16 protein-coding genes are annotated in these 21198 nt (G+C 64.9%); 7 read left to right on the top strand and 9 right to left on the bottom strand.

Annotated features, from left to right (window positions below; all coding sequences use genetic code 11):
- Nucleotides 1-217: 217 nt before the first annotated feature.
- The gene (locus GVL04_RS21965) at nucleotides 218-1714 is read right to left on the bottom strand and encodes a CitMHS family transporter (RefSeq protein ID WP_159708496.1); all 1497 of its coding nucleotides are present in this window, start codon (nucleotides 1712-1714) and stop codon (nucleotides 218-220) included.
- 198 nt (nucleotides 1715-1912) lie between these two features.
- On the opposite strand from GVL04_RS21965, the gene GVL04_RS21960 reads away from it, so the two are divergent.
- Both GVL04_RS21960 and GVL04_RS21955 read left to right on the top strand, forming a co-directional pair.
- Complete coding sequence (locus GVL04_RS21960) at nucleotides 1913-3625, top strand: sensor histidine kinase (protein WP_159708498.1); 1713 nt, start codon at nucleotides 1913-1915, stop codon at nucleotides 3623-3625.
- The gene (locus tag GVL04_RS21955; RefSeq protein WP_159708494.1) at nucleotides 3618-4277 is read left to right on the top strand and encodes a response regulator; all 660 of its coding nucleotides are present in this window, start codon (nucleotides 3618-3620) and stop codon (nucleotides 4275-4277) included. Before GVL04_RS21960 ends, GVL04_RS21955 begins: the two co-directional genes overlap by 8 nt.
- Nucleotides 4278-4347: 70 nt before the next feature.
- Here GVL04_RS21955 and GVL04_RS21950 read toward each other — a convergent pair whose 3' ends face one another.
- Together GVL04_RS21950 and GVL04_RS21945 are read right to left on the bottom strand one after the other, a co-directional pair.
- Nucleotides 4348-4728 carry a RidA family protein gene (locus GVL04_RS21950; RefSeq protein WP_159708492.1) on the bottom strand — a complete coding sequence of 127 codons (381 nt, stop codon included), beginning with the start codon at nucleotides 4726-4728 and terminating at the stop codon, nucleotides 4348-4350.
- A gap of 57 nt (nucleotides 4729-4785) precedes the next feature.
- Nucleotides 4786-5298 carry a GNAT family N-acetyltransferase gene (locus GVL04_RS21945; RefSeq protein WP_159708490.1) on the bottom strand — a complete coding sequence of 171 codons (513 nt, stop codon included), beginning with the start codon at nucleotides 5296-5298 and terminating at the stop codon, nucleotides 4786-4788.
- A 460-nt stretch (nucleotides 5299-5758) separates the two neighbouring features.
- On the opposite strand from GVL04_RS21945, the gene GVL04_RS21940 reads away from it, so the two are divergent.
- From GVL04_RS21940 to GVL04_RS21920, 5 genes are read left to right on the top strand one after another with little or no spacing between them, the layout of a single operon-like run.
- Nucleotides 5759-6868 carry an ABC transporter substrate-binding protein gene (locus GVL04_RS21940; protein WP_159708488.1) on the top strand — a complete coding sequence of 370 codons (1110 nt, stop codon included), beginning with the start codon at nucleotides 5759-5761 and terminating at the stop codon, nucleotides 6866-6868.
- A gap of 2 nt (nucleotides 6869-6870) precedes the next feature.
- Nucleotides 6871-7785, top strand: coding sequence for an ABC transporter permease (locus GVL04_RS21935; protein ID WP_159708486.1), 915 nt, complete (start codon nucleotides 6871-6873; stop codon nucleotides 7783-7785).
- Nucleotides 7761-8474, top strand: coding sequence for an ABC transporter ATP-binding protein (locus GVL04_RS21930; protein WP_159708484.1), 714 nt, complete (start codon nucleotides 7761-7763; stop codon nucleotides 8472-8474). The genes GVL04_RS21935 and GVL04_RS21930 overlap by 25 nt, the downstream gene beginning before the upstream one ends.
- 31 nt (nucleotides 8475-8505) lie before the next feature.
- Complete coding sequence (locus GVL04_RS21925; protein WP_159708482.1) at nucleotides 8506-9873, top strand: LLM class flavin-dependent oxidoreductase; 1368 nt, start codon at nucleotides 8506-8508, stop codon at nucleotides 9871-9873.
- Nucleotides 9873-10907 carry an aldo/keto reductase gene (locus tag GVL04_RS21920; RefSeq protein WP_159708480.1) on the top strand — a complete coding sequence of 345 codons (1035 nt, stop codon included), beginning with the start codon at nucleotides 9873-9875 and terminating at the stop codon, nucleotides 10905-10907. The genes GVL04_RS21925 and GVL04_RS21920 overlap by 1 nt, the downstream gene beginning before the upstream one ends.
- A gap of 19 nt (nucleotides 10908-10926) precedes the next feature.
- Here GVL04_RS21920 and GVL04_RS21915 read toward each other — a convergent pair whose 3' ends face one another.
- From GVL04_RS21915 to GVL04_RS21890, 6 genes are all read right to left on the bottom strand, one after another.
- Nucleotides 10927-12135: an AAA family ATPase gene (locus GVL04_RS21915; RefSeq protein ID WP_159708478.1), complete on the bottom strand. Its 1209-nt coding sequence runs from the start codon at nucleotides 12133-12135 to the stop codon at nucleotides 10927-10929.
- Between the two features lie 25 nt (nucleotides 12136-12160).
- Nucleotides 12161-12985, bottom strand: coding sequence for an inositol monophosphatase family protein (locus GVL04_RS21910; protein WP_159708476.1), 825 nt, complete (start codon nucleotides 12983-12985; stop codon nucleotides 12161-12163).
- Nucleotides 12982-15270 (bottom strand): NAD-dependent DNA ligase LigA, encoded by a 2289-nt coding sequence (gene ligA / locus GVL04_RS21905; RefSeq protein WP_159708474.1) that lies wholly within the window; start codon nucleotides 15268-15270, stop codon nucleotides 12982-12984. The genes GVL04_RS21910 and ligA overlap by 4 nt, the downstream gene beginning before the upstream one ends.
- 42 nt (nucleotides 15271-15312) lie before the next feature.
- Complete coding sequence (locus tag GVL04_RS21900) at nucleotides 15313-15909, bottom strand: hypothetical protein (RefSeq protein ID WP_159708472.1); 597 nt, start codon at nucleotides 15907-15909, stop codon at nucleotides 15313-15315.
- A gap of 88 nt (nucleotides 15910-15997) precedes the next feature.
- On the bottom strand, nucleotides 15998-20452 hold the full coding sequence (locus GVL04_RS21895) for an FtsK/SpoIIIE domain-containing protein (RefSeq protein WP_159708470.1): 4455 nt from the start codon (nucleotides 20450-20452) through the stop codon (nucleotides 15998-16000).
- Nucleotides 20449-21153 (bottom strand): hypothetical protein, encoded by a 705-nt coding sequence (locus tag GVL04_RS21890; protein ID WP_159708468.1) that lies wholly within the window; start codon nucleotides 21151-21153, stop codon nucleotides 20449-20451. The genes GVL04_RS21895 and GVL04_RS21890 overlap by 4 nt, the downstream gene beginning before the upstream one ends.
- Nucleotides 21154-21198: the final 45 nt, after the last annotated feature.

Below are 21198 nucleotides of genomic sequence, written 5' to 3'. Positions count from 1 at the left end.
GGGCGGGGCTTCCTTTGTTGTGCGGACTGAAGCGGGTGCCCCTCTCTCGCAAAAGGACCCAGGCATCCGGAAGCGTGCGTCAAAGCGACGAAGGAGCAGCACGCAGAGGGTGTCTGGGTCCTTTTGCACCGGAGGGCGGCCATTTCAGGCCGCCCCGGGAGGATGCTTGGACCGGATTGCGTTTCGGCGCACCCGGGTTGGGGTGTTGCCCGGCAGGTCAGCCGATGCCGATGGCTCCGGTCAGGACGCCCACTGCCAGCATCACGATCGAGATCACGGCCGTGCGCCAGAGGACCTTCTTGTGGTGGTCGCCCAGGTCTACCTTGGCGAGGGATACCAACAAGAGGATCGCTGGAACCAGGGGGCTCTGCAGGTGGAAGGGCTGCCCGGTGATGGAGGCGCGGGCCATATCCACGGCATCTACGCCATAGTGCGCTGCGGTTTCGGAGAGCACCGGAAGGACTCCGAAGTAGAAGGCGTCGTTGCTCATGAAGAAGGTCATCGGGATGCTGAGCAGGCCGGTGATGACCGCCATGAACGGACCCATGTCGGCTGGGATGATCTGGACCAGCCACTCGGACATTGCCTTGACCATGCCGGTGCCGTTGAGGACACCGGTGAGGACTGCGGCGGCCATGACCATGCTGACGACGGCGACAATCGAGGGTGCGTGCGCGATCAGCTGGGCCCCCTGATCCTTGACCTTGGGGAAGTTGACCAGCAGGGCGATAGCGGAACCGACCATGAACACGAACGGCAGCGGAACGATGTTGGCTACCAGGACCACCATGACGGCGACTGTCAGGCCAAGGTTGAACCAGAACAGCTTGGGCCGGAGGGTCTTGCGGTTGGGGTCAAGTGCAGTGTCCGCCATGGCGGTGTCGTGGTCGTCCACCAAGGTGGCCGGGTCTTCGAGGACCGCGACGCCGGAGCCTCCGCCGGTGCCCGGCTTGCCTGCCGGGGTGGTGGAGCTGTTGCGAGCAAAACCGAAGAGGCCCTTACCTGAGCCCGAACCGGCGGCGACAGAACCGCCGCGGCCAGTGCCGCCGTCGAACGCTTCCGAAGGATCGGCGACGTCGCCCCAGATCTCAGGGGCGGTGGTGCGGAGGCGATTGCGTTCCTGCAGCCCGAGCAGCCATGCGAAGACCAACACAACGATGAGGCCAACGATGAGCGAGGGGACCATGGGGACGAAGACATCGTTGACGTCCAGGTGCAGCGCGGTGGCTGCGCGGGCCGTGGGACCGCCCCACGGCAGGATGTTCATGGTGCCGTTGGCGAGGCCGGCGACGCACGTAAGGACCACGGGGCTCATCTTGAGCCGCAGGTAGACGGGGAGCATCGCAGCAGTAGTGAGGATGAAAGTGGTGGAGCCGTCGCCGTCCAGGGAGACTGCTGCGGCGAGGATCGCGGTGCCGAGGACAACCTTGGCGGGGTCGTTGCCCAACTTGCGCAGGATGAACTTCACCAGGGGGTCGAAGAGTCCGACGTCGATCATCAGGCCGAAGTAGATGATGGCGAACATGAGGAGCGCGGCCGTGGATGTCATGGACTTCATCGAGTCCATCACCATGTCGCCGATGCCGAGGCCCGCCCCGGCAAACAAGCCGAAGACGGTGGGAACGATGATCAGCGCCAGGACGGGCGTCAATTTTTTGGTCATGATCAGGACCATGAATACCGCAATCATTGCGAATCCAAGCAAAACCAGCACGGCCGGCTCCTTACTACTGTGAATGGCGCCACGTCGGTGTGATGCGCACTACAGACGATATGGTGGCGCCCGTCACTGGCCGGGGTTTCCGGGAATTGTTGGGAATACTGCTCGTTGCGAACGTTTTGCGCATTGTGCTCAGTGCTTCAATGGAGCTGGAGGAAAGGAGCGAGGGTGCCGCGATTCAGCAGGGTTGGTATGCGTTTCTCCACCCAAACACTTCTCCTCCAATTGGGAGTTGTCTTGCTGGTGGTTCTGCTCAGCGGTGCTGTCCACGGCTGGCTGGTCTACGAACGGATCGGCACGGAAGCCGAGAACCAAGCACTCACCCTGGCCAGGACGGTTGCCGCGGATCCGGATATCCGGGCCGGCGTCCAGGAGATCAGCAAGGAACAGGGAACGCCTCCCCCGGAAGTCCTCGCCGCCGGTCCTTTGCAGGCGGCGGCCGAAGCCGTCCGGGTTCGTACTGGCGCCTTGTTCGTGGTCATCACCGACGAAACCGGCCTGCGGCTGGCCCACCCCGAAACGGCACGGCTTGGTGAACGGGTCAGTACCGACCCGTCCGTGGCACTGGGCGGTGAAGAAATCACAACGCGCAATACGGGCACGCTGGGGCCGTCTGCCGGGGCGAAAGTGCCGGTCTACGCCCCAGGGAGCTCAGGGGTGATTGTTGGCGAAGTCAGTGTTGGCTATTCCGTGGAGTCGCTGAGCAACAGCCTGGCGCGCGACATTGTGCCCATTGCCCTGACCGCGGGCGGCGCACTCCTGGCAGGCGTGCTGGCCTCGTTCCTGCTTCGCCACCGCCTGCAACGCCTCACTCTGGGCTTGGAACCCGAGGAAATCAGCACGCTGGTCCACGACCAAGTAGCCGTGCTCCAGGGCGTGGATGACGGAGTTATCGGCATCGCGGCAGACGGACGGATCTCGGTATTCAACGCCGCAGCAGCCCGGCTCCTGGACATGCCCGATTCCACGGGGCAGGACTGGGCCTCCGCTGCTGTTCCCGAGCAACTCAAACAGCTCACCCAGCCGGCGGCCCGCGATGCAGAGGCCGTGGAGATCGTTGCAGGCGGACGCGTTCTGGTGGCCAGCGCGCGCAAGGCCTGGCACCGCAAGGAGGATCTTGGCTGGGTGGTCATGCTCCGTGACCGCACCGAATTGCAGCAGCTCACCCGCCAGCTCGACGCCGTGGGAACCATGTCCACTGCCTTGCGTGCGCAGCGGCACGAGTTCGCCAATCAACTCCACACCATCGCCGGCTTCATGAGCATCGGCCAGCACGACTCCGCCAAGGAGTATCTGGCCCGGATCTCCGCTACGGGACCGTTGAAGTTCCCCGTTGAGCAGGCTGAACTCCTCCAGGACGCCTATTTACAGGCATTCATTGGAGCCAAGGGCGTGGAGGCCTCCGAGCGCGGCGTTACCCTGCGCATCGGGCCTGAGACACTGGTCCGCGGACACGTTGCCGATCCACAGGACGTGACCACGGTGCTCGGGAACCTGATCGACAACGCGGTGAGTGCCGCCGTCGCCGGTTCCGCCACGGAACGGTGGGTGGAAGTCGAGGTGCTGGACGACTTCACTGAACAGGGCGTCCAGGACGGCGGCACCCTGCACATCGTGGTGGGCGACTCGGGCGACGGTTTGGGGAGCCTGGAACCCGAGGAAGTCTTCGCCGAGGGATTTACGAAGGCGGAACAACCGGTACGCTCGGGGGCTGGACAAGGTTTGGGACTGGCTTTGGTGCGGCAGCTTGCGCGGCGACGTGGCGGAGATGTGCGCGTACTGGAATCCGGCACCGCTGGCGGTCCGGGCGCCGTATTCATGGCCACCATCCCTGGGGTCATGGATTCGGCCGGCGCGATGGATGCCGGTACGAACTCAACGTTGAGGGAGGACAGCAGTGGCTGAGGACTTGAGGGTGTTGATCGTGGATGACGACTTCCACGTCGCAAGGCTCCACGCCGCTTATGTGGATTCCGTGGCGGGTTTCATGGCCCTGGCACCGGCAGGATCGGTATCCCAAGCGCTGCAGGCGATCCACAGCCTTCGCCCGGACCTGGTGCTGCTGGATGTGTATTTGCCGGATGGTTCGGGCTTGGACCTGCTGGGCCAGCTGGACGTCGACGCCGTGATGCTCACTGCCGCCTCGGACGCGCAATCCATCAAGGTGGCCCTGCGCCGCGGTGCCCTGGGGTACATGCTCAAGCCCTTCACTGCCGAGTCCTTGTCCCAGCAGCTGAGGTCTTATGCGCGATATCGCCGGATCCTCGGACAGCAAACCGCCGTGGACCAGACAACCATTGAACGCGCCAAGCGCTCCTTGATTCCAGGCGACGTCACCCCCTCCGCCAAACCACGGTCGGCAACGGAAGCGGCGGTCCTGGAATCCTTGCTTCCCGGTGAGCAGTACTCCGCCGCCGAAGTCGCGGAGAGGGTGGGTGTTTCCCGCGCCACGGCGCAAAGGTACCTGTCCTCGCTCGCGGACGATGCCGCCGTCGAGATCCAACTGCGGTACGGAAGCACGGGCCGCCCGGAACACCGCTACGGCATCCCGGGCTGACCCAAGCAGGTCGCATTTGTCCGCGTTTTGAGGGCTCATAACGCGCACAAATGCGACTCAGTTGGGTGCGCTACGCGGACTTCTGCGCCACCAGCTCGATCTCGACGAGCATTTCCGGGTCGAGGAACGGCAGGACGTGCACCAGGGCGAGCGTCGGACGGATCTCGCCGAAGACCTCGCCGTGCGCACGGCCGGCGTCTTCCCACTTGCTGATGTCCGTCAGGTACAGCTTGGACTGAACCACGTCTTCATAGGAGAAGCCGGCTTCCTCCAAGACGGCGCCGAGCTTCTCGAGGATGTACTTGGTCTGCGAGTAGAAATCGTCGCCAACAATTCCATCGGGGCCGCTGGCTGCCGTGGCGGAAATGAAGAGCGTGTTGTCCACCTGGACTGCGCGGGAGTAGCCAAGGGTCTGTTCCCAGACCGAACCCGTGCCGAATGTCTTGCGCATGCCGCGCCTTTCCTGTCGCTTTGCCCGGCCCGGTGACCGGCGTTTACGAAGGAAACTTTATGACTGCGGGAGGTCCAGCCGGTAAACGAACAGCTTTATGTCGGTGCCGGGGACAAACCAGTCGCGGTGTGGCGCGCGGTCAAAGCCGGTACGTGCGTACAGGGCGTTGGCGCTTTCCCACGTTGCGCCAGTGGTCAGGGAGACGGCCTTGATGCCGTCCATGGCCCTGGCTTGGTCGACGACGGCCTGCACCAACGCACGGCCCGCGCCGGAGCGCTGGACTGCCGGATCCACCACCAGGGTACGGAGTTCCAGCTCGTCCTCGAGGCCAATGTCCGAGAAGCCGCCACCGGCAGGAGCTGCCGTCACAGATCCGATGACTTCGCCGTTGCGCTCCGCCACCAGGATCTCAGCGTGCTCCGCGCGGCCGGCCACGTCCTGGAGCTTCTGCAGGTACGGGTGGTCGGCGTCGCCGTAGTACCCCGCGGTGACGTAGGACTCCTGCGTAATGCGGGCAACGGCGTCGTAGTCTTCGGGCAGGGCGGGACGGACGGTAATCGGCGAAAGCACCTACCAATGGTAGTCGCGGCGCACCTGCGCACCGTGCCAAAAGCCCCTTTCCGTGATGGAACTATCAGTCACGTTCGGAGCGCACGACGGCGGTTGAGCGCGTTCCGTTGATCAGATGGACAACCGGCGGGCTGCTTTTGTGTTGCCTCCCGTGGCGTCCGATGGAGTTCCGTTGCTTGGGGTGAACCCCGGTTTCGTGCTGTTGCGGGCACATGTCGGAACGCTGGCGCAGGGCGTCGCGGGCGTGCTTGAGTTGCCACACGGCACATGCCACCGCCGCAAAAACCCGTGGATACAGAAATGGAGGAACGATGCCCCAGACCGATCCCCGTGCACGCGTCACGCAGGCTCACTCCTGCTGTCCGCCCCGCCTTCAGAACTAAGCGATCTACACCGCTGCCCCGTGGATGCCCTTGGCTCCGGGCCACCAGCGAACACTCACGCACCTGAAAGGCTTTACATGTCCCCCGCGTCCCTTCGCGCCCAAAATCTCCCCAAAACCGCGCCAAACCGCCGACACTTCCTCGGCGCCCTTCTCGCAATTCCGGCCCTCGGACTGCTCACTGCCTGCGGCGGAGCAGCCACCGCGGGCGGCGAAGCCACGCAGGCCGCCCAAGTCACTGCGCCGTTGGCAACCAGTGTCCCCGATGGCACCACCCTGGTGGTCGGCGACCCCACGGTGCAGGTAGCGCTGGAACTCTCCGGACTGGACAAGAAGCTCAGTTTCCCGGTGAAATTCGCCAACATCTCCGGCGGCCCCGCCACCACCGAAGCGTTCCGGGCCAACGCCCTGGACGTGGGCTCAGTGGCCGACATCCCCCCGATCCATGCCACGTGGACCGGATTGGATGTCCGTATCGTCGCCAGCGTCTACCGTCAGGACGCTGTGAACCACCCGCTGTACGAACTGGGCGTCGCCCCGGACGCCGGCATCACCGACCTTCAAGGCCTGCGTGGCAAGAAGATCGCGTACAGCCCCGGCCAGGCGCAGGGTGCCCTGGTGCTGCGGATCCTCGAAAAGGCAGGACTCCAGCAGAGCGACGTGAAGCTGGTGGAACTACCCAGCACCGGGGACACCTACTCCACGGCCCTCTCCAGCAAGCAGGTGGATGCCGCCCCGCTCGGTGGTGTCCAGATCAAGCGGTATCTGGCCAAGTATGGCCCCGACGGCGGAACCACGCTCCGGCATGGCCTTCGGGATGACCCCGGGCACCTCTACGCTCCGGCGAAAGTGCTGGACGACCCGGCCAAAGCGGCCGCGCTGGCGGAATACGTCGAGCTTTGGGGCCAAGCCCAGCGATGGATCCAGGACCATCCCAAGGAATGGCTGGAGGGCTACTACATCAAGAACCAAGGACTCTCCGCCGAGGATGGACAATACCTGATCGATGCCGCCGGCGAGCGCGACCTTCCGACGACGTGGACCGACGCGATTGCCCGGCACCAGCAGACCATCGACCTCCTCTCAAGGGAGCAGAAGAAACCAAAGCTGGACGCCGCCAAGCTGTATGACCTCCGCTTTGAGGCCATCGGCGGCACGGCGTACGCCGCGGCAGGGAAGGGAGCCTAGCCATGACCACCACTGCTGCACGGCGGTCGGCCACCATCGCCGCTCCCCGGCCAAAGGGCGACGCCGGCACTCACCAGGGTGTCGTCGTCGAACCTCATCTCGACCCGGCTTTAACCAGCCGTCCCGATGTCCGCCCGACGAGCCGTCGCCTGGGACCTGGGAAGCGTCGCCGTTTTGCCGGTGTGGTGGGCCCTGCCGCACTGATCCTGTTGTGGGTGGTTGCCTCCGCGACAGGCCTCTTGGATCCCCGGATCCTGTCCGAGCCGTGGACCGTGGTGTCCACGGCGGGCGAGTTGATCGCCGACGGACGGCTGCAGGAGAACCTGGCGATCTCGGCCCAGCGCGCCGGCTTGGGGCTGTTCTTCGGCATCGTGGTGGGTGCCGTGCTTGCGGTGCTGTCGGGGCTGAGCCGCGTGGGCGAATCCCTGATCGATGGTCCTGTACAAATCAAACGCGCCATTCCCGGCCTCGCCCTGATCCCGCTCCTGATCCTCTGGTTCGGCATCGACGAAACCATGAAGGTCCTCACCATCACCCTGGGCGTGTTCGTCCCCATCTACCTACAAACACATGCCGGTTTGCGGGGCATCGACCTTCGGTACGTGGAGCTTGCACAATCCCTTGGCCTCAGCCGGGCAGGGTTCCTACGCCGCGTGGTACTGCCGGGAGCGTTGCCGGGATTCTTCCTGGGGCTCCGTTTCGCCGTCACGGGTGCCTGGGTCTCATTGGTGGTGGTGGAACAGATCAACTCCACCAGTGGCATCGGCTACATGATGGAGCTCGCCCGCACCTACGGCCAAACCAACATCATCGTCCTGGGCCTTGCGGTTTATGGCGTCCTGGGCCTCCTCTCCGATGCAGCCGTCCGGCTCCTGGAACGAAAGGCATTGTCGTGGCAACGAACGCTGGCGGGCTAGGCCCGTCCTCCGAGGTCTCGGTCCGCAATCTCATCCGCAGTTTCGGCCCTAAAGGCGTCTTGAACGGCGTCGACCTTGATATCGCGCCGGGTGAGTTCGTCGCGCTCCTGGGTCCCAGCGGCTGCGGCAAGAGTACGTTGCTCCGCGCCCTCGCCGGGCTGGACCACGATGTCCGCGGCAGCGGCGTGGTGAAAGTCCCGGAGCAGGTCTCGGTGGTTTTCCAGGACTCACGGCTGCTGCCGTGGGACACCGTCCTGGGCAACGTCACCTTGGGCCTCCGGGACCACGACGCCGATGCCCGCGGCCGCCGCGCACTCGCCGAGGTGGGACTCTCCGGCCGCGAAAAAGCGTGGCCTCATGAGCTGTCCGGCGGGGAGCAACAACGCGTCGCACTGGCGAGGTCGCTGGTTCGTGAACCCAAGCTTCTCTTGGCCGACGAACCCTTCGGGGCCCTCGATGCCCTCACCCGCCTGAAGATGCATGCGCTCCTGAAGGACCTCGTGGCCGCACACCGGCCGGCTGTCCTGCTCGTCACCCACGACGTGGACGAGGCCATCACCCTGGCCGACCGAGTCATTGTCCTCCAGGACGGCCGCGTCGCACTGGAGCGCAAGGCCGGGTCCGCCGTCGACCATTCCTCGCTGAGGGGCGAACTGCTCGAAGCCCTCGGCGTCCACGCTGCTGCTTGAACCCTCATATTTCGAAACAAGGAGAAACCCCATGACTGAACCACAGCGCCACCTCCACCTGAACGCCTTCCTCATGAGCACAGGCCACCACGAAGCCTCGTGGCGACTGCCGGAAAGCGACCCGCTGTCCTCCACCAAAGTGGAGCACTACCAACACCTGGCCCGCACTGCCGAACGCGGAAAGCTGGACTCCATTTTCTTCGCGGACTCCCCTGTCCTCTTCGGCGAGGTGGGCCGCCGGCCCGCCGGCAAGCTGGAGCCCACGGTACTGCTGACCGCAATCGCTGCGGCAACGCAGAAGATCGGCCTGATCGCCACCGCCTCCACCACCTACAACGATCCTTTCAACCTCGCGCGCCGCTTCGCGTCGGTGGACTGGGTCAGCGGCGGCCGCGCCGGTTGGAACGTCGTCACGACGGCGGGACCGGACGCCGCACGCAACTTCGGCGTCGATGACCAGCCCGCCCACGCCGTCCGCTACGAGCGGGCAGCCGAGTTCATCGAGGTCGCGCAGAAGCTCTGGGACAGCTGGGACGATGACGCCGTCCTCGCGGACAAGGCCGAGGGCGTTTGGGGCGACGACAACAAGATCCGGGCCATAGAGCACGAGGGCAAGCACTTCCGCGTTCGTGGCCCCCTCAATGTCCCCCGCTCACCCCAGGGCCACCCGCTGATCGTGCAGGCCGGCTCTTCGGAGGACGGCAAGAAGCTGGCGGCGCAGTACGCCGAAGCCGTCTTCACCGCGCACCAGACCTTGGCCGACGCGCAGGCTTTCTATTCAGACCTGAAGGCACGTACAGCAGCCGTGGGCCGCGACCCGGAAGGCATCAAGATCCTGCCCGGCATCGTCCCGGTGATCGGTTCCACGGAAGCCGAAGCGCTCAAGCTTGAGCGGGAACTCGACGAACTCATCAAACCTGAATACGCCCGGGAACAGTTGGCCAAGACACTGCGCTTGAAGCCCGAAGACCTCCCGCTGGACCGCCAGCTGCCTGCGGACCTTCCCTCCGAGGACGATATCGAGGGTGCCAAGAGCCGCTACACGCTGATCGTGGAGCTGGCCCGCCGGGAGCAACTCACTGTTCGCCAGCTGATCGGCCGCCTGGGCGGAGGACGCGGGCACCGCACCTTCTCCGGAACACCCGAGCAGGTTGCCGACGCCATCCAGGACTGGTTCTTTGCCGGCGCCGCAGATGGCTTCAACATCATGCCGCCGGTCCTCCCTTCGGGACTGGAAATCTTCGTGGACCAGGTGGTGCCGATCCTCCAGCAACGCGGACTGTTCCGCACGGAGTACACCGCCTCCACGCTTCGCGGGCACTACGGACTTGCCCGTCCCGTGAACCGGTTTGCCGGATCCGCCGCGCAGCAGCTCGCGTCCATCGGTTCGGCGTTCTAATGACGGAGTACCGGAACCTCGGGCGCACCGGGGTCAAGGTCAGCCAGTTGACCCTGGGAACCATGATGTTCGGGGCCATCGGCAACCCTGACCATGACGACAGCATCCGCATCATCCACCGGGCGCTGGACGCCGGCATCAATCTGGTGGACACGGCCGACGTGTACTCCCAGGGCGAGTCCGAAGAGATCGTGGGCAAGGCCCTTCAGGGTCGGCGCGACCAGGTTGTCCTGGCCACCAAAGTCCACGGGCGCCTCGGCGACGACGTGAACCAGGCCGGCAATTCGCGCCGCTGGATCATCCGTGAAGTCGAGGACAGCCTGCGCCGGCTGCAAACAGACTGGATCGACCTGTACCAAGTCCACCGGCCCGAACCCGACACGGATATCGACGAGACGTTGGGTGCCCTCAGCGACCTCGTCACCCAAGGCAAGATCCGCTATATCGGTACGTCGACGTTCCTGCCCGGCCAGATCGTCGAAGCCCAATACGTGGCACGCGAACGCCACCGTGAAAGACCGGTCACCGAACAGCCGCCGTACTCCATCATTGCCCGCGGCGCTGAACGTGAGGTGCTGCCGCTGGCACAGCAGCACGGGCTCGGGGTACTTCCGTGGAGCCCACTCGCCGGAGGCTGGTTATCCGGCAGGATCAAGTCCGACGGCGGTCATCTTCCGTCGAGCCGCGCGGGACGCCAGCCAGCCCGGCACGATCCGAACCTGCCTGAGAACGCCCTGAAGACGAAGGCCGTCCTCGAGTTGACCGAACTGGCCGAGCAAGCGGGGCTGTCACTGATCCATCTCGCCCTGGCCTTCGTGCTGGAACACCCGGCAGTGACCTCGGCGATCATCGGGCCGCGTACGCTGGCACACCTGGAGGCAGCCATCGGGGCGGACAAGCTCACCCTGTCCCCCGATGTCCTGGACAGGATCGATGAGATCGTACCGCCGGGGACCACCCTGAACACCGCTGATGCAGGGTATGAGCCGGTGTGGCTGACTGACCCGGCCCGGCGTCGCCGTTCCTCTCGGTAGCGTCCCAGCGGGGCGTGTTTCAGCGTTTGGGCCAGCTCCACAACGGACCTTCCAACGAGCCGAGACCTTTGATCCTGGTCTCGCCGAGGTCCTTGTAGAGCTCATGCTCATGCGCGGCTCCACTCTCCCGCAGCGCCTTGAGCAGCGCCTCCGAGTGCGTCACCACGATCATCTGGCTGTTGGCACTGGCTTGGACAATCAGTCCGGCCAGTGCCGGCATCAGGTCAACGTGCAGGCTCGTCTCGGGTTCGTTGAGGACCATCAACTCGGGTGGGCGCGGGGTCAGCAACGCAGCTGTCAGTAGGAGGAACCGCAGTGTCCCGTCCGAGAGTTCGGCCGCTTTCATGGGCCGCAGCATGCCAGGCTGCCGCAACTCAACACTGAAACGGCCGTCGCTGACCGCGATCTCCAGCCGGCTCCCGGGAAAAGCATGATCGACGGCGGCATCCAACTGCCGTTCGAAGCCCACTTCCCGCAGCGTCTGGAGAGCGGCCGCGAGGTCCTTGCCGCTGTGGTGCAGCACGGGTGTGCGTGTCCCGAGTTGTGCTTGACGCGCCGGCGCCTCGGCATCTGTTCGGAAGTGGTCATAGAAGCGCCACGAACGTACCGAATCCCGGACCCGCAGCACCTCAGGCGCCCGGTCCTGGTCCGACACTTCCGTCAGCATGCTCTGGAAGGTGTCCAGCCGCCGGGACAACTCCGTCCACCCGCCATCGGGTCCCCGCAACTTGGCCAGGCTTCCCTTGCGGTCCACCAACAGCGAACCTGGCCTCGCTACGGGCCCTGAGAAGACCTGCTCCCGCTTGATCTCTGGATCCAGGCTGAACGCCGACGGGCGGGAACGGCCGGTTTCCTGGTCAAATCCGGCGCCACTGGACACTGGCATGCCCAGATCCACCAAGTATCCGAAGTCGTCACCGGAGTAACCCAGTTTCAGGTTCACGGACTCCCGACGGACAGTTCCCTGGACAGGGACTTCACCACGGCGCATGGCCTCGCTGATGGACTCCGGCCCAGCCCACAGTGTGGAGGCCAAACCGCCATCCCGGGCCAAAGAGCCCACCACGTTTCCGGAATCTCCCCCGGCACACTCGGCCAACAGCCTTAGCGCGCGGTACAGCGAGGACTTGCCACTGCCGTTGGCCCCTGTCACGATATCCAGGCCGTGCAGCTCAATAGCGAGGTCCCGGATGGACCGGTAATTGGCGATGGCGAGTGTTTTGATCACGGGCTGATGGTTACGGAACTGATGGTCACAGAGGGAATTTGCCGGAGAGTTCCAAGGCCCCGGCACACATCCAGGCAGCCAGGCGGTCCTCGGTGCTGGGACCTCCGTCCAGCGGACTCGCCAGGCGGGGCCGGCGCACCCAACACCCTGCCTCTTCGGCGATCAATGCACCGGCGGAGAAATCGTGCTCGTTCAGGCCACGTTCGCCGTAGGCGTCAAACGTTCCGTCGGCCACCAGACAGAGATCAAGGGCAGCCGATCCCAGGCGTCGAACGTCAGCAAAACCGTCCATGAGCTCAGCGAGCCCAGCTGACTGATCTGCGCGGGTAGCGGGATCGTAGCTGAATCCCGTGGCCAGGATGAGTCCCTTGCGCCCAGGAACGGGACCCGCCAGCTGTGCGGTCTCTCCGGCCGCCTCCAACCATGCTCCCTGGCCGCGGGCCGCCGAATAGACGCGCCCCAGCGCTGGCGCGTGAACGACGCCGGCCAACCAGACGCCGTCGGAATCCGCCACCGCAACCGAGGTGGCGTAGTAGACGATGTTGCGGATGAAGTTGGTGGTGCCATCCAGGGGGTCGATGGACCATCGGTACCCTGAAGCCTGTTCGGGCCTCGTGGTGCCGTGCTCCTCCCCCGTGATGGTGTCATGTGGACGCTCTGCAAGGATGGCTTCGCGGACCGCGTTTTCCGCTGCGACATCAAAGGCCGTGACCCAGTCTCCGGCCTCGCCCTTGTTGGTGGTTTCCAGCCCATCGCCGCCCGTGCCGCCAACGGACCTCTGCGCAAGCACTGCAGCCCCAGCCGCAGCCGCACGTTTAGCTACGGCCAACAGCTCCGTCACGTCCGTCATTCGGAGACCGCCTCGGCAGCGTCTGCTTCAGCTGCTGCGTCGGTGTCCGCCTCAGCCTTTGCGGGCCCGTTGGCAAGGAGTTCACGGAATCCGTCCTCATCCAGGACGGGAACTCCGAGCTGCTCTGCCTTGTCCAGCTTGGTTCCGGCGCTCTCGCCGGCCACCAGGTAGCTGGTCTTCTTGGAAACAGAGCCTGACGCCTTCCCGCCACGGATGATGATGGCTTCCTTGGCTTCGTCGCGGCTGTAGGTGGGCAAAGTACCGGTGACAACGATGGTCAGGCCTTCCAGGGTCCGGGGCATGGAGGTGTCCCGCTCGTCCTCCATCCGCACACCGGCGGCAGCCCAGCTGTCCACGATCTCGTTGTGCCAGTCCACGGCGAACCACTCTTTGAGGGCGACCGCAATGGTGGGGCCAACTCCATCAACGTGGGCCATCTGGTCTTCCGTGGCGTTGCGGATGGCATCCATGCTCCCGAAAGCCGTGGCCAATGCCCGCGAAGCCGTTGGTCCCACGTGCCTGATGGAGAGCGCTACCAGAACACGCCAGAGAGGCTGCTTCTTGGCTTTGTCCAACTCCCCAAACAGTTTCTCCGTGGTTGCCGTTGGCTTGGACGGGGACTTTGCCGTGCCCTTGGTGTAGAAGTACGGAACAAGTTCGTACTCACCCGTACCCACGCCTTTGGAACGCTTCTCCCTGCGGATCAGGACGTCAGCCAGGTCCTGGCGCGTGAGGCTGAAGAGTCCCGCCTCGCTGGTCAGCGGTGGCGTCTCAGGCTCGGCGGGCTGTGTGAGAGCAATGGCTGCTTCCCAACCCAAAGCTTCAATATCGAAAGCGCCACGGCCCGCGAGGTGGAACACGCGCTCACGCAGTTGCGACGGGCACGACTTCGCGTTGGGGCATCGGATGTCCACATCGCCTTCCTTGGCCGGCGCCAGCGGGGTGCCGCAGGAAGGGCATTCGGTGGGCATCACAAATTCCCGGACCGGCGGGTCCTGCTTGTCGCGCAATGCCAGCACGGGGCCCACGATTTCGGGGATGACATCGCCGGCTTTCCGGAGGATCACGATGTCGCCGATCATGACACCCTTGGCCTTGACCACGTCCTGGTTGTGCAGCGTAGCCATGCCCACCGTGGAGCCTGCCACCTTCACGGGCTCCATCAATCCGAAAGGAGTCACGCGGCCGGTGCGGCCAACGTTGACTGCGATGTCCAGGAGCTTGGTGTGGACTTCTTCCGGCGGGTACTTGTACGCAGCAGCCCATCTGGGGACCCGGGAGGTGTAGCCAAGGGCGCGCTGGGTGGCGAAGTCGTCGATCTTGACCACGATGCCATCGATCTCATGTGCGAGGTCGTGCCGGTGCTCACCGTAGTGCGCGATGAACCCAAGGACCTCTTCAAAGGACTCCAGGACCTTGAGATACGGGCTGGTCGGCAGCCCCCATGCCTCCAGGAGCTTGTACGTTTCGGACTGGCTCTTGGCCTCAAGTCCTTCGCGGGCGCCGATGCCGTGAACGTACATGCTCAACGGCCGCTTGGCAGTTTCTGCCGGGTCCTTCTGCCGCAAGGAACCGGCGGCTGCATTGCGGGGGTTGGCGAGTGGGGCTTTGCCCGCGGCCACGAGGGTCTCGTTGAACTCAACGAATGCCTTGGAGGGGATGAAGACTTCGCCCCGGATTTCCACTTCCGACGGGTATCCGGACCCGCTGAGTTCCCTGGGGATCTCTTTGATGGTCAGGACGTTGTGGGTGATGTCTTCGCCGGTGGTGCCATCGCCGCGGGTGGCCGCGCGGACCAGTTTGCCGTCCCGGTAGAGCAGGTTCACGGCAAGGCCGTCGATCTTCAACTCGGTCAGCCAGGCGATGGGCGGTACCGAATCTCCGAGCTTCGCCACGGATGCTTCCGCCTTCCGGACCCAGGCCTCGAGCTCGTCCAATGAAAAGACGTCATCCAGGCTGTACATCCGCTGCAAGTGCTCCACTGCAGCGAACGCCGAGGAGACTTCACCACCGACTTCCTGCGTGGGAGAGTCATTCGAGACAAGTTCCGGGTGAAGTGCTTCCAGCTCCTCCAGACGCCGGTACAGTTCATCAAATTCGGTATCGGATACCGTGGGTGAGTCTTCCTGGTAATAGGCATACCGGTACTTGCGGACGAGGTCGGCGAGTTGCTCGTACTCATCGCGCAACGACTCCGAAGGAGGAGTGCCCTCTGCTTCCACGACGGCGGCAGCCGCCTCTTCACCTGTGGTTTCTACCGGATTCGCAGTTTCTGGTGTGCTCACAGGTCTATCTTGCCGCAAGCCAACGACATTATTGCGGTGCGGCTAGTGCGACGAGAGCCGGTTCTTGCTCCACAGCGCGAACGCCAGGCCACCCAGGCCCACAATCAGGACGCCGCCCAGAATGCCGAACAGGCCCAGCATGTTGGGTCCCTCGATGGAGTTGGATGCCAGCACAGCTGCCTGCGTTTCCTGGCCCTTGTCCACCGGGGTGTTCCAGTTGGAGGACTTCGACGGACTTGGGCTGGCTGAGGTGGCACTGGCGCTCGGAGTAGCCGACGGCGTCGCTGACGCCACGGTGGCCTCGGGGGTCGGCGCTGCTTCGGACGGGCTCGACGCCGGACTGGCCGGTTGGGGCGCCACCTTCGCCGGGGCCTGGGTCACCACTGGGCGCGGTGCCTCCACCGTTGGCGCCGGTGCAGGCGCTATCTGGGTTTCCCGCACGCGGGTCGGTTCCGGTTTGGGCGTCGGTTTCTTGTCTGCTTCCGGTGCCAGTGCGGGCTGGGTCGGCAACGGGTCGTCGGCCCCCTCGCTGGGAGCACAGGAAAAATTCCTGTCGCAGGGAGCAGCTTGCGCAGCGGCGGCGGGCGCCAGCAGCAGGCCGGCGGCCAATAGAACGGCAGGGACAACGGAGTGTCGCATGAAGGTAACCTCAGTTGGGGCGTTGGGGCGTCCCGGTTTGGGGGTGTTTCGAGAAATCCTCCTATATCCCCCCGCGCCGCCGCAAATCCTAGCTTCGGTTTTCCGGTGGCATCGCGATCTGCAGCTTGCGTACCTTTCCACGTCCCACGATGTATCCGCGACCCGGAATGAAGTCTGTGCTGATGCGGCCCAAGGAGGTGTTGAGGAGGCTGTCGCCCTCCACGTCTCCAGGGTTGAGCAGCAGTCCGCGGCGTCCGGATTTGAACGGCTGCGCCAGGGACCATGCCTGGGACCACGTGGACGTTTCGGACTCGCCCACAACCCACTGGTCGGCCTTGATGGCCGCCGTGACGAGGCGCCCGACACCGGATTCTGCCAGCGTGTCCGTGAACTCCGTCAGGCCCTCGATGAAGATGGCCATGCTGCCAGGGTTGTCCGAGGCCTTGTCGATCAGGTCGTCCACGACGTCCGAGACCTCGTCCGGCCCCACGAGCGAGCGGCTCCAGATGTTCAGGGAGGCAACCGCTGAGCGCCGCGAGCCGATGTAGATGAGGTCCGTCCGCGGGTTGGAGCGCCGCAGGGCGTAAGCCAGTGTCACCAAGGCGACCGTGCGTCCGGCACCCGGAGGGCCGGCCAGGAGGAGGGACCCCTTGGCGGCGATGGCCGCCGAACCCAGCGTCTCGTCGTCGACACCAATGACGGGGTTGTCCGGAGCGCCGGCGGGCAGGATGTCCAGGTCCACCAGTTCCGGAAGCCGCTGGATCTGCGGTGCCTGCTCGAGTCCCTGCCTGAGCATCGCCTGGCTGAGCTTGGCCACTTCGCGTGCCTGCAGGGCAAGGTTCGAGTTGCCGCCCAGCACGGCCAACTGGACTTCGAGACCATCCAGCAAACCGCGCCCGGGAGGCGAAGCGGCGTTGAGGACATCTTTGGGGACGTCGAGGGTCATGTAGTCGTCTTCGGAGCTGAGGCGCAGGACCAACCGCTTCTGGATCGAAGCAAGGAGCGACGCCGGAACGGAGTTGGTGCGGTCACCGCTCACTACCAGGTGGATGCCCAGGGGACGGCCGTCCGTGGCCAGGGTCAGGAAGATATCCCACAGCGCGGACAGCTTGCTGTACTCGTACCCTTCCCGGAAGGAGGACATGCCGTCCACCAGGATGAAGATCCGCTTCTCGTCCGGCCGGTTGGCCAGTTGCCGGTATTCGACGATCGTGGAGGCACGTACCTCCGCGAACCGGGCTGCCCGGTCGTCGGCTACTTCCTTGAGCCAGCGCAGCAGGCGGCCCACGCGTTCCACGTCGTCGCCGTTGATGATTTCGCCAACGTGCGGAAGGCCGTCCAGCATTTTCAGGCCTGATGAACCGCAGTCGATGCCATAGACGTGCACGGGACCACCGCGGGGCGTGACCGCCGCGGCGATGGCGATGCTGCGCAACGCCGCCGACTTCCCGGATCCACCCGTACCGTAAACGGCCATGTTGCCGTCCTTGTCCGGTTCATAGAACACGGTGGGCTGGTCCTGGTGCGCGGGATCGTCGGCGACACCCAGCAGGAGTCGCTCGTCCGTCCGCGGGTTGGGGAGCTTGGAGAAGTCGTACGTCGTCGCGAGCTCATTGAGCCACGGCTTCCGGGGAGGCTCGATGGAGAGGACATCGGCGGCGCGAATGATGTTTCCGGTCATCCGAGCAATGTCGTTCGGTCCCGCCGGCTCTTCCTCCACCTGGGCCACCAGCGGCGGTTCCCAGGTGGGGCCGGAGCCGAAGGCCATCTCCACGATGTCGATCCGGGGGCGCTGTGGCTTATCAGTGGTCCAGCCACCGGCGTATCCGGTCTGGAACCCCTGAATGCGCCCGGGGCCGGTCTTCGCCGCGCCACGGCCCGGAATGGAGGGGTCAAAGTAGGCTGCGGTGGGAACTCCCAGGATGTCGGTTGCGTCCACTTCATCGGCCATCCGGAGCGCGACGCGGAGGTTGGTGTTGGCGCGCAGGTTGTCCTTGATGACACCGGCGGGGCGCTGGGTGGCCAGGATCAGGTGCAGGCCCAGCGATCGGCCTCGGGCGGCGACGTCCACCACGCCGTCGACGAACTCGGGAACCTCGGTAGCCAAGGCCGCAAATTCGTCCACGATGATGATCAGGTAGGGCGGCGCCTCAGGATCGGCTTCACGCTGGAGCGCCAGCAGGTCTTTGGCCTTTTTACGGTTCAGGAGCCGTTCACGGTAGTGGAGTTCTGCGCGCAGTGAGGTCAGTGCCCGGCGGACCAGGTGCGGGGACAAGTCCGTCACCAAGCCCACGGTGTGCGGCAGGTGCAGGCAGTCAGCGAACGCCGCGCCGCCCTTGTAGTCCACGAACAGGAAGCTGACCCGGTCCGGGCTGTACGCCGCGGCCATGCCCATCACCCAGGACTGGAGGAACTCGGACTTGCCGGCACCAGTGGTTCCGCCCACCAACGCGTGCGGTCCTTCGTTCTTCAGATCCAGGTAGAACGGCTCCACGCCCTTGCAACCCACCAAGGCACGGAGGCTGCCGCTGTCCTTGCGGTTGGGTACTGCTGTGGCGTGGACGGAGTTGTTCTCCTGCCAGCGCTCGGCCACAGCCTGCGGGTTGTCCATCAACTCCTTGCCGATCAACGTGGCATAGGAGACGGCCCGCGGGAGGTCGGAGTCGTCGTCGAGCGGGTTTCCGACGTCCACCAGCGGCGACATCATGCGAGCCAGTTGCGTGGCAAGGTCCGCATCGAGGCTTTCGCAGCTCACCGGGTAGGTGTGGCGGCCCAGTCGGACCTGACCGGTGGTGGTGCCGTGGTCGCCGTCGACGGAAAGGAAGTCGCGGCAGGCCGCCGGGAGGGACTGAACGTTGGCGGCCACCCACATAACGTGAACCCCGTAGTCGGGTCCGCGTTCCACCAGGCGCGTGAGGCGTCCGCGGTCCACAGGAGCATCGTCTTCAACGATCACCAGGACAGCTGGAACCACAGGGCCGGGGATTTCTTCGTGCTCGTCCTTGAGCCCGGGCCGCGGCTGCGGGCCCGGTTCCTTCGCCATGGATTCGCGCTCTTCCACGAGGTTTTCGAGGCGGGACAGCAACGCGGCACCGGCTCCGGGGCCCGCGGCGAGGTGGTCGCCGGACAGTGGACTGTGGCCTGAACCGACGTGCGGGAGCCACTGCAACCAGTCCCAGCGTTCGCGGGAACGGGCAGAGGTCAACGATGTCAGGACAACCTCGGCCGGCGAGTGGAGGCCTACCAACTGGAGCACCATGCCCCTGGCGACGTCGTCCACCACATTGCGGTCCCCTGCCACGCCGAACGAACCCGAGGTCCGCAACTGCGACACGATCGGTACGCCGCCAATGACGCGTACCTCCCGCAGGCAGTCCTGGATTTCCCTCATGTATTGGGGTTCGGTCTCGTTGGCGCCAGGCTCGTCGAAGGGGATCCGCGACGGTGCGGAGCCCAACCCGAACCGGACACCCAGGAAGTGCTGGTGCTCGGGACGGTTGGTCCACAGGAGCGGGCCAAGCTTGTAGATCGCGTCCACGGTGTCGCTCACCGAAGGTGCTTCCTGGAGCCTGACGGCCCGCTCGATGTTCTGCTGCCGGTCAATGTCCTCGCGGAACGCCAGCATGGAAGCTTTGAACTGCTTGTGGCCTTCCTTCGCCTGGCGCTTGCTCTGCATCTTGTGGTCCACATAATGGCCCACAATGAACAGCGGCATCATGGCCATGAAGAGGACGGAGAGCAGGTTTTGGGTCACGGCGAAGAGCACGCCGCCCATCAGCAGCGGCGCCACCAGCATGATGTACGGGAACGGCTGGTGCTCAGGTCGCTTGGGACCGGCCGGCGGCACCCGTTTGGGAGACTCGAACCTCGGCAGCACGCGTGGCGAACGGTTGAAGTCCACCAACGGCGACGACGGGCCGCCGGAGTGGTTCCGCGACAAGGCAACCACTCCCACAGTGGTATCGCCCAGGGTCACCGTGTCCGAGGATTGCAGCGTTGCCCGCGTGACGGGCAGGCCGTCCATCAGGAGGCCGTTGGCGGAGTTCGTATCCACGATCTCCACGGTTTCGCCCACCGTCACGCGCGCATGGCGCTTGGACGTCAGCGGGTCGGACAGCCGGATGTCGGCGTCCCTGTCCCGGCCGATGTAACTGGTGCCGAAAGGCAGCGAAAATTCGCGTCCGACGTCGGGCCCTGACATTACGCGCAACGTCGCCGCGGCCGGTCCCCTGTTGGTGCCGGCGGCGTGGCCGTTCGAGGCGAACTGTTCGCTCACCTGCGCGAGCGAAACCTTGGAACCGGGCCGCAGCCCGGACTCGAGCAGGTTGTCGGTGGGCCGCAGGACATGTCCGGACAGGCCTCCGCCAACGAACGCTTCGTCCACGCTGATGGACAGGTTCGACGGCGGTTCGGTCCCCTTGCGTACGGGGTCAGCGGCCCAGAGTTCCGTGGCGATGTCAGCAACGGTGGCACGACCATCCACCGTCACGGCGAGGTCCTTTGCTTCCGCAGGGTCACGCCGCAAGGTCAGGCGAAACTTCATCCTTCGTCGACTCCAGTCATTTTTTCAAGGAGGTGCAGGTCTGCCGGGGTCACCAGGTGCGATGTCACGGCATGCTCCACCAAGCGCGCGCGGCGATTCGTGGCGAGTTTCCCTGCACCACCTCGCAGCCCAACGACGCCGACGCGGTCCAGTTTGTCGCACACGTTGTCCAGCTTGCGGTTGAAGCGCGTCAACGCCCAGCCGAGCCGCTTCGCAGCCTCCGCAGAGGATGGAATGGCGCTGAAGCCCGTTCCTTCGCGTCGCAGCATGGGTTCAGCCAAGGCAACGATGAGCGCCTTCTGCGAGTCGGTGAACACCACGGGGCCGATGGTGGTGTCCCCCGCTTGGTCCTCGTCGCGGGCCTCATGCCTGAAGGAGGGAGTCTTCAAATGGACAGCGAACTCGTAGGTAGTGGGACCGGCAGTGAAAATGACGTTGGTATGGCTGAACACCAGCGGGATCCGCGCACCGGGCGCAAGCCAGGCCTGCATCCCGCCGGAACCGTCCGCAATGGTGGCCGACAGCATGCTGCCCACGTTGCTGAGCCACCACATTCCGTCGTAGCGGGCAATCTGCAGGAAGCGTCGGTGCAGGTATGGGTTGTCGTCCACCTCCAAGTCACCTTCACGGCCAATGTCGAAGATGTCCTCGTCGGATGGTTCGTACCATTCCCCACAGAAATCTATTGCTAGATCCCCCATGATCTGTGCCTCCTTGGTCGGCGGTAAGTAAATCGCATGTGACCC

Origin of the sequence: Arthrobacter sp. 18067 (assembly GCF_902706295.1) — a bacterium.
Taxonomy (GTDB): domain Bacteria; phylum Actinomycetota; class Actinomycetes; order Actinomycetales; family Micrococcaceae; genus Arthrobacter.
The sequence above is the reverse complement of the archived record's forward strand: the minus strand, read 5'-3'. Positions and strand labels throughout refer to the sequence as shown.

Coding starts and splice junctions, on each gene's coding strand:
- GVL04_RS21960 (WP_159708498.1), top strand. CDS start 1,913: ATGCGTTTCTCCACCCAAACACTTCTCCTCCAATTGGGAGTTGTCTTG.
- GVL04_RS21950 (WP_159708492.1), bottom strand. CDS start 4,728: ATGCGCAAGACATTCGGCACGGGTTCGGTCTGGGAACAGACCCTTGGC.
- GVL04_RS21940 (WP_159708488.1), top strand. CDS start 5,759: ATGTCCCCCGCGTCCCTTCGCGCCCAAAATCTCCCCAAAACCGCGCCA.
- GVL04_RS21935 (WP_159708486.1), top strand. CDS start 6,871: ATGACCACCACTGCTGCACGGCGGTCGGCCACCATCGCCGCTCCCCGG.
- GVL04_RS21925 (WP_159708482.1), top strand. CDS start 8,506: ATGACTGAACCACAGCGCCACCTCCACCTGAACGCCTTCCTCATGAGC.
- GVL04_RS21920 (WP_159708480.1), top strand. CDS start 9,873: ATGACGGAGTACCGGAACCTCGGGCGCACCGGGGTCAAGGTCAGCCAG.
- GVL04_RS21910 (WP_159708476.1), bottom strand. CDS start 12,985: ATGACGGACGTGACGGAGCTGTTGGCCGTAGCTAAACGTGCGGCTGCG.
- GVL04_RS21900 (WP_159708472.1), bottom strand. CDS start 15,909: ATGCGACACTCCGTTGTCCCTGCCGTTCTATTGGCCGCCGGCCTGCTG.
- GVL04_RS21895 (WP_159708470.1), bottom strand. CDS start 20,452: ATGAAGTTTCGCCTGACCTTGCGGCGTGACCCTGCGGAAGCAAAGGAC.
- GVL04_RS21890 (WP_159708468.1), bottom strand. CDS start 21,153: ATGGGGGATCTAGCAATAGATTTCTGTGGGGAATGGTACGAACCATCC.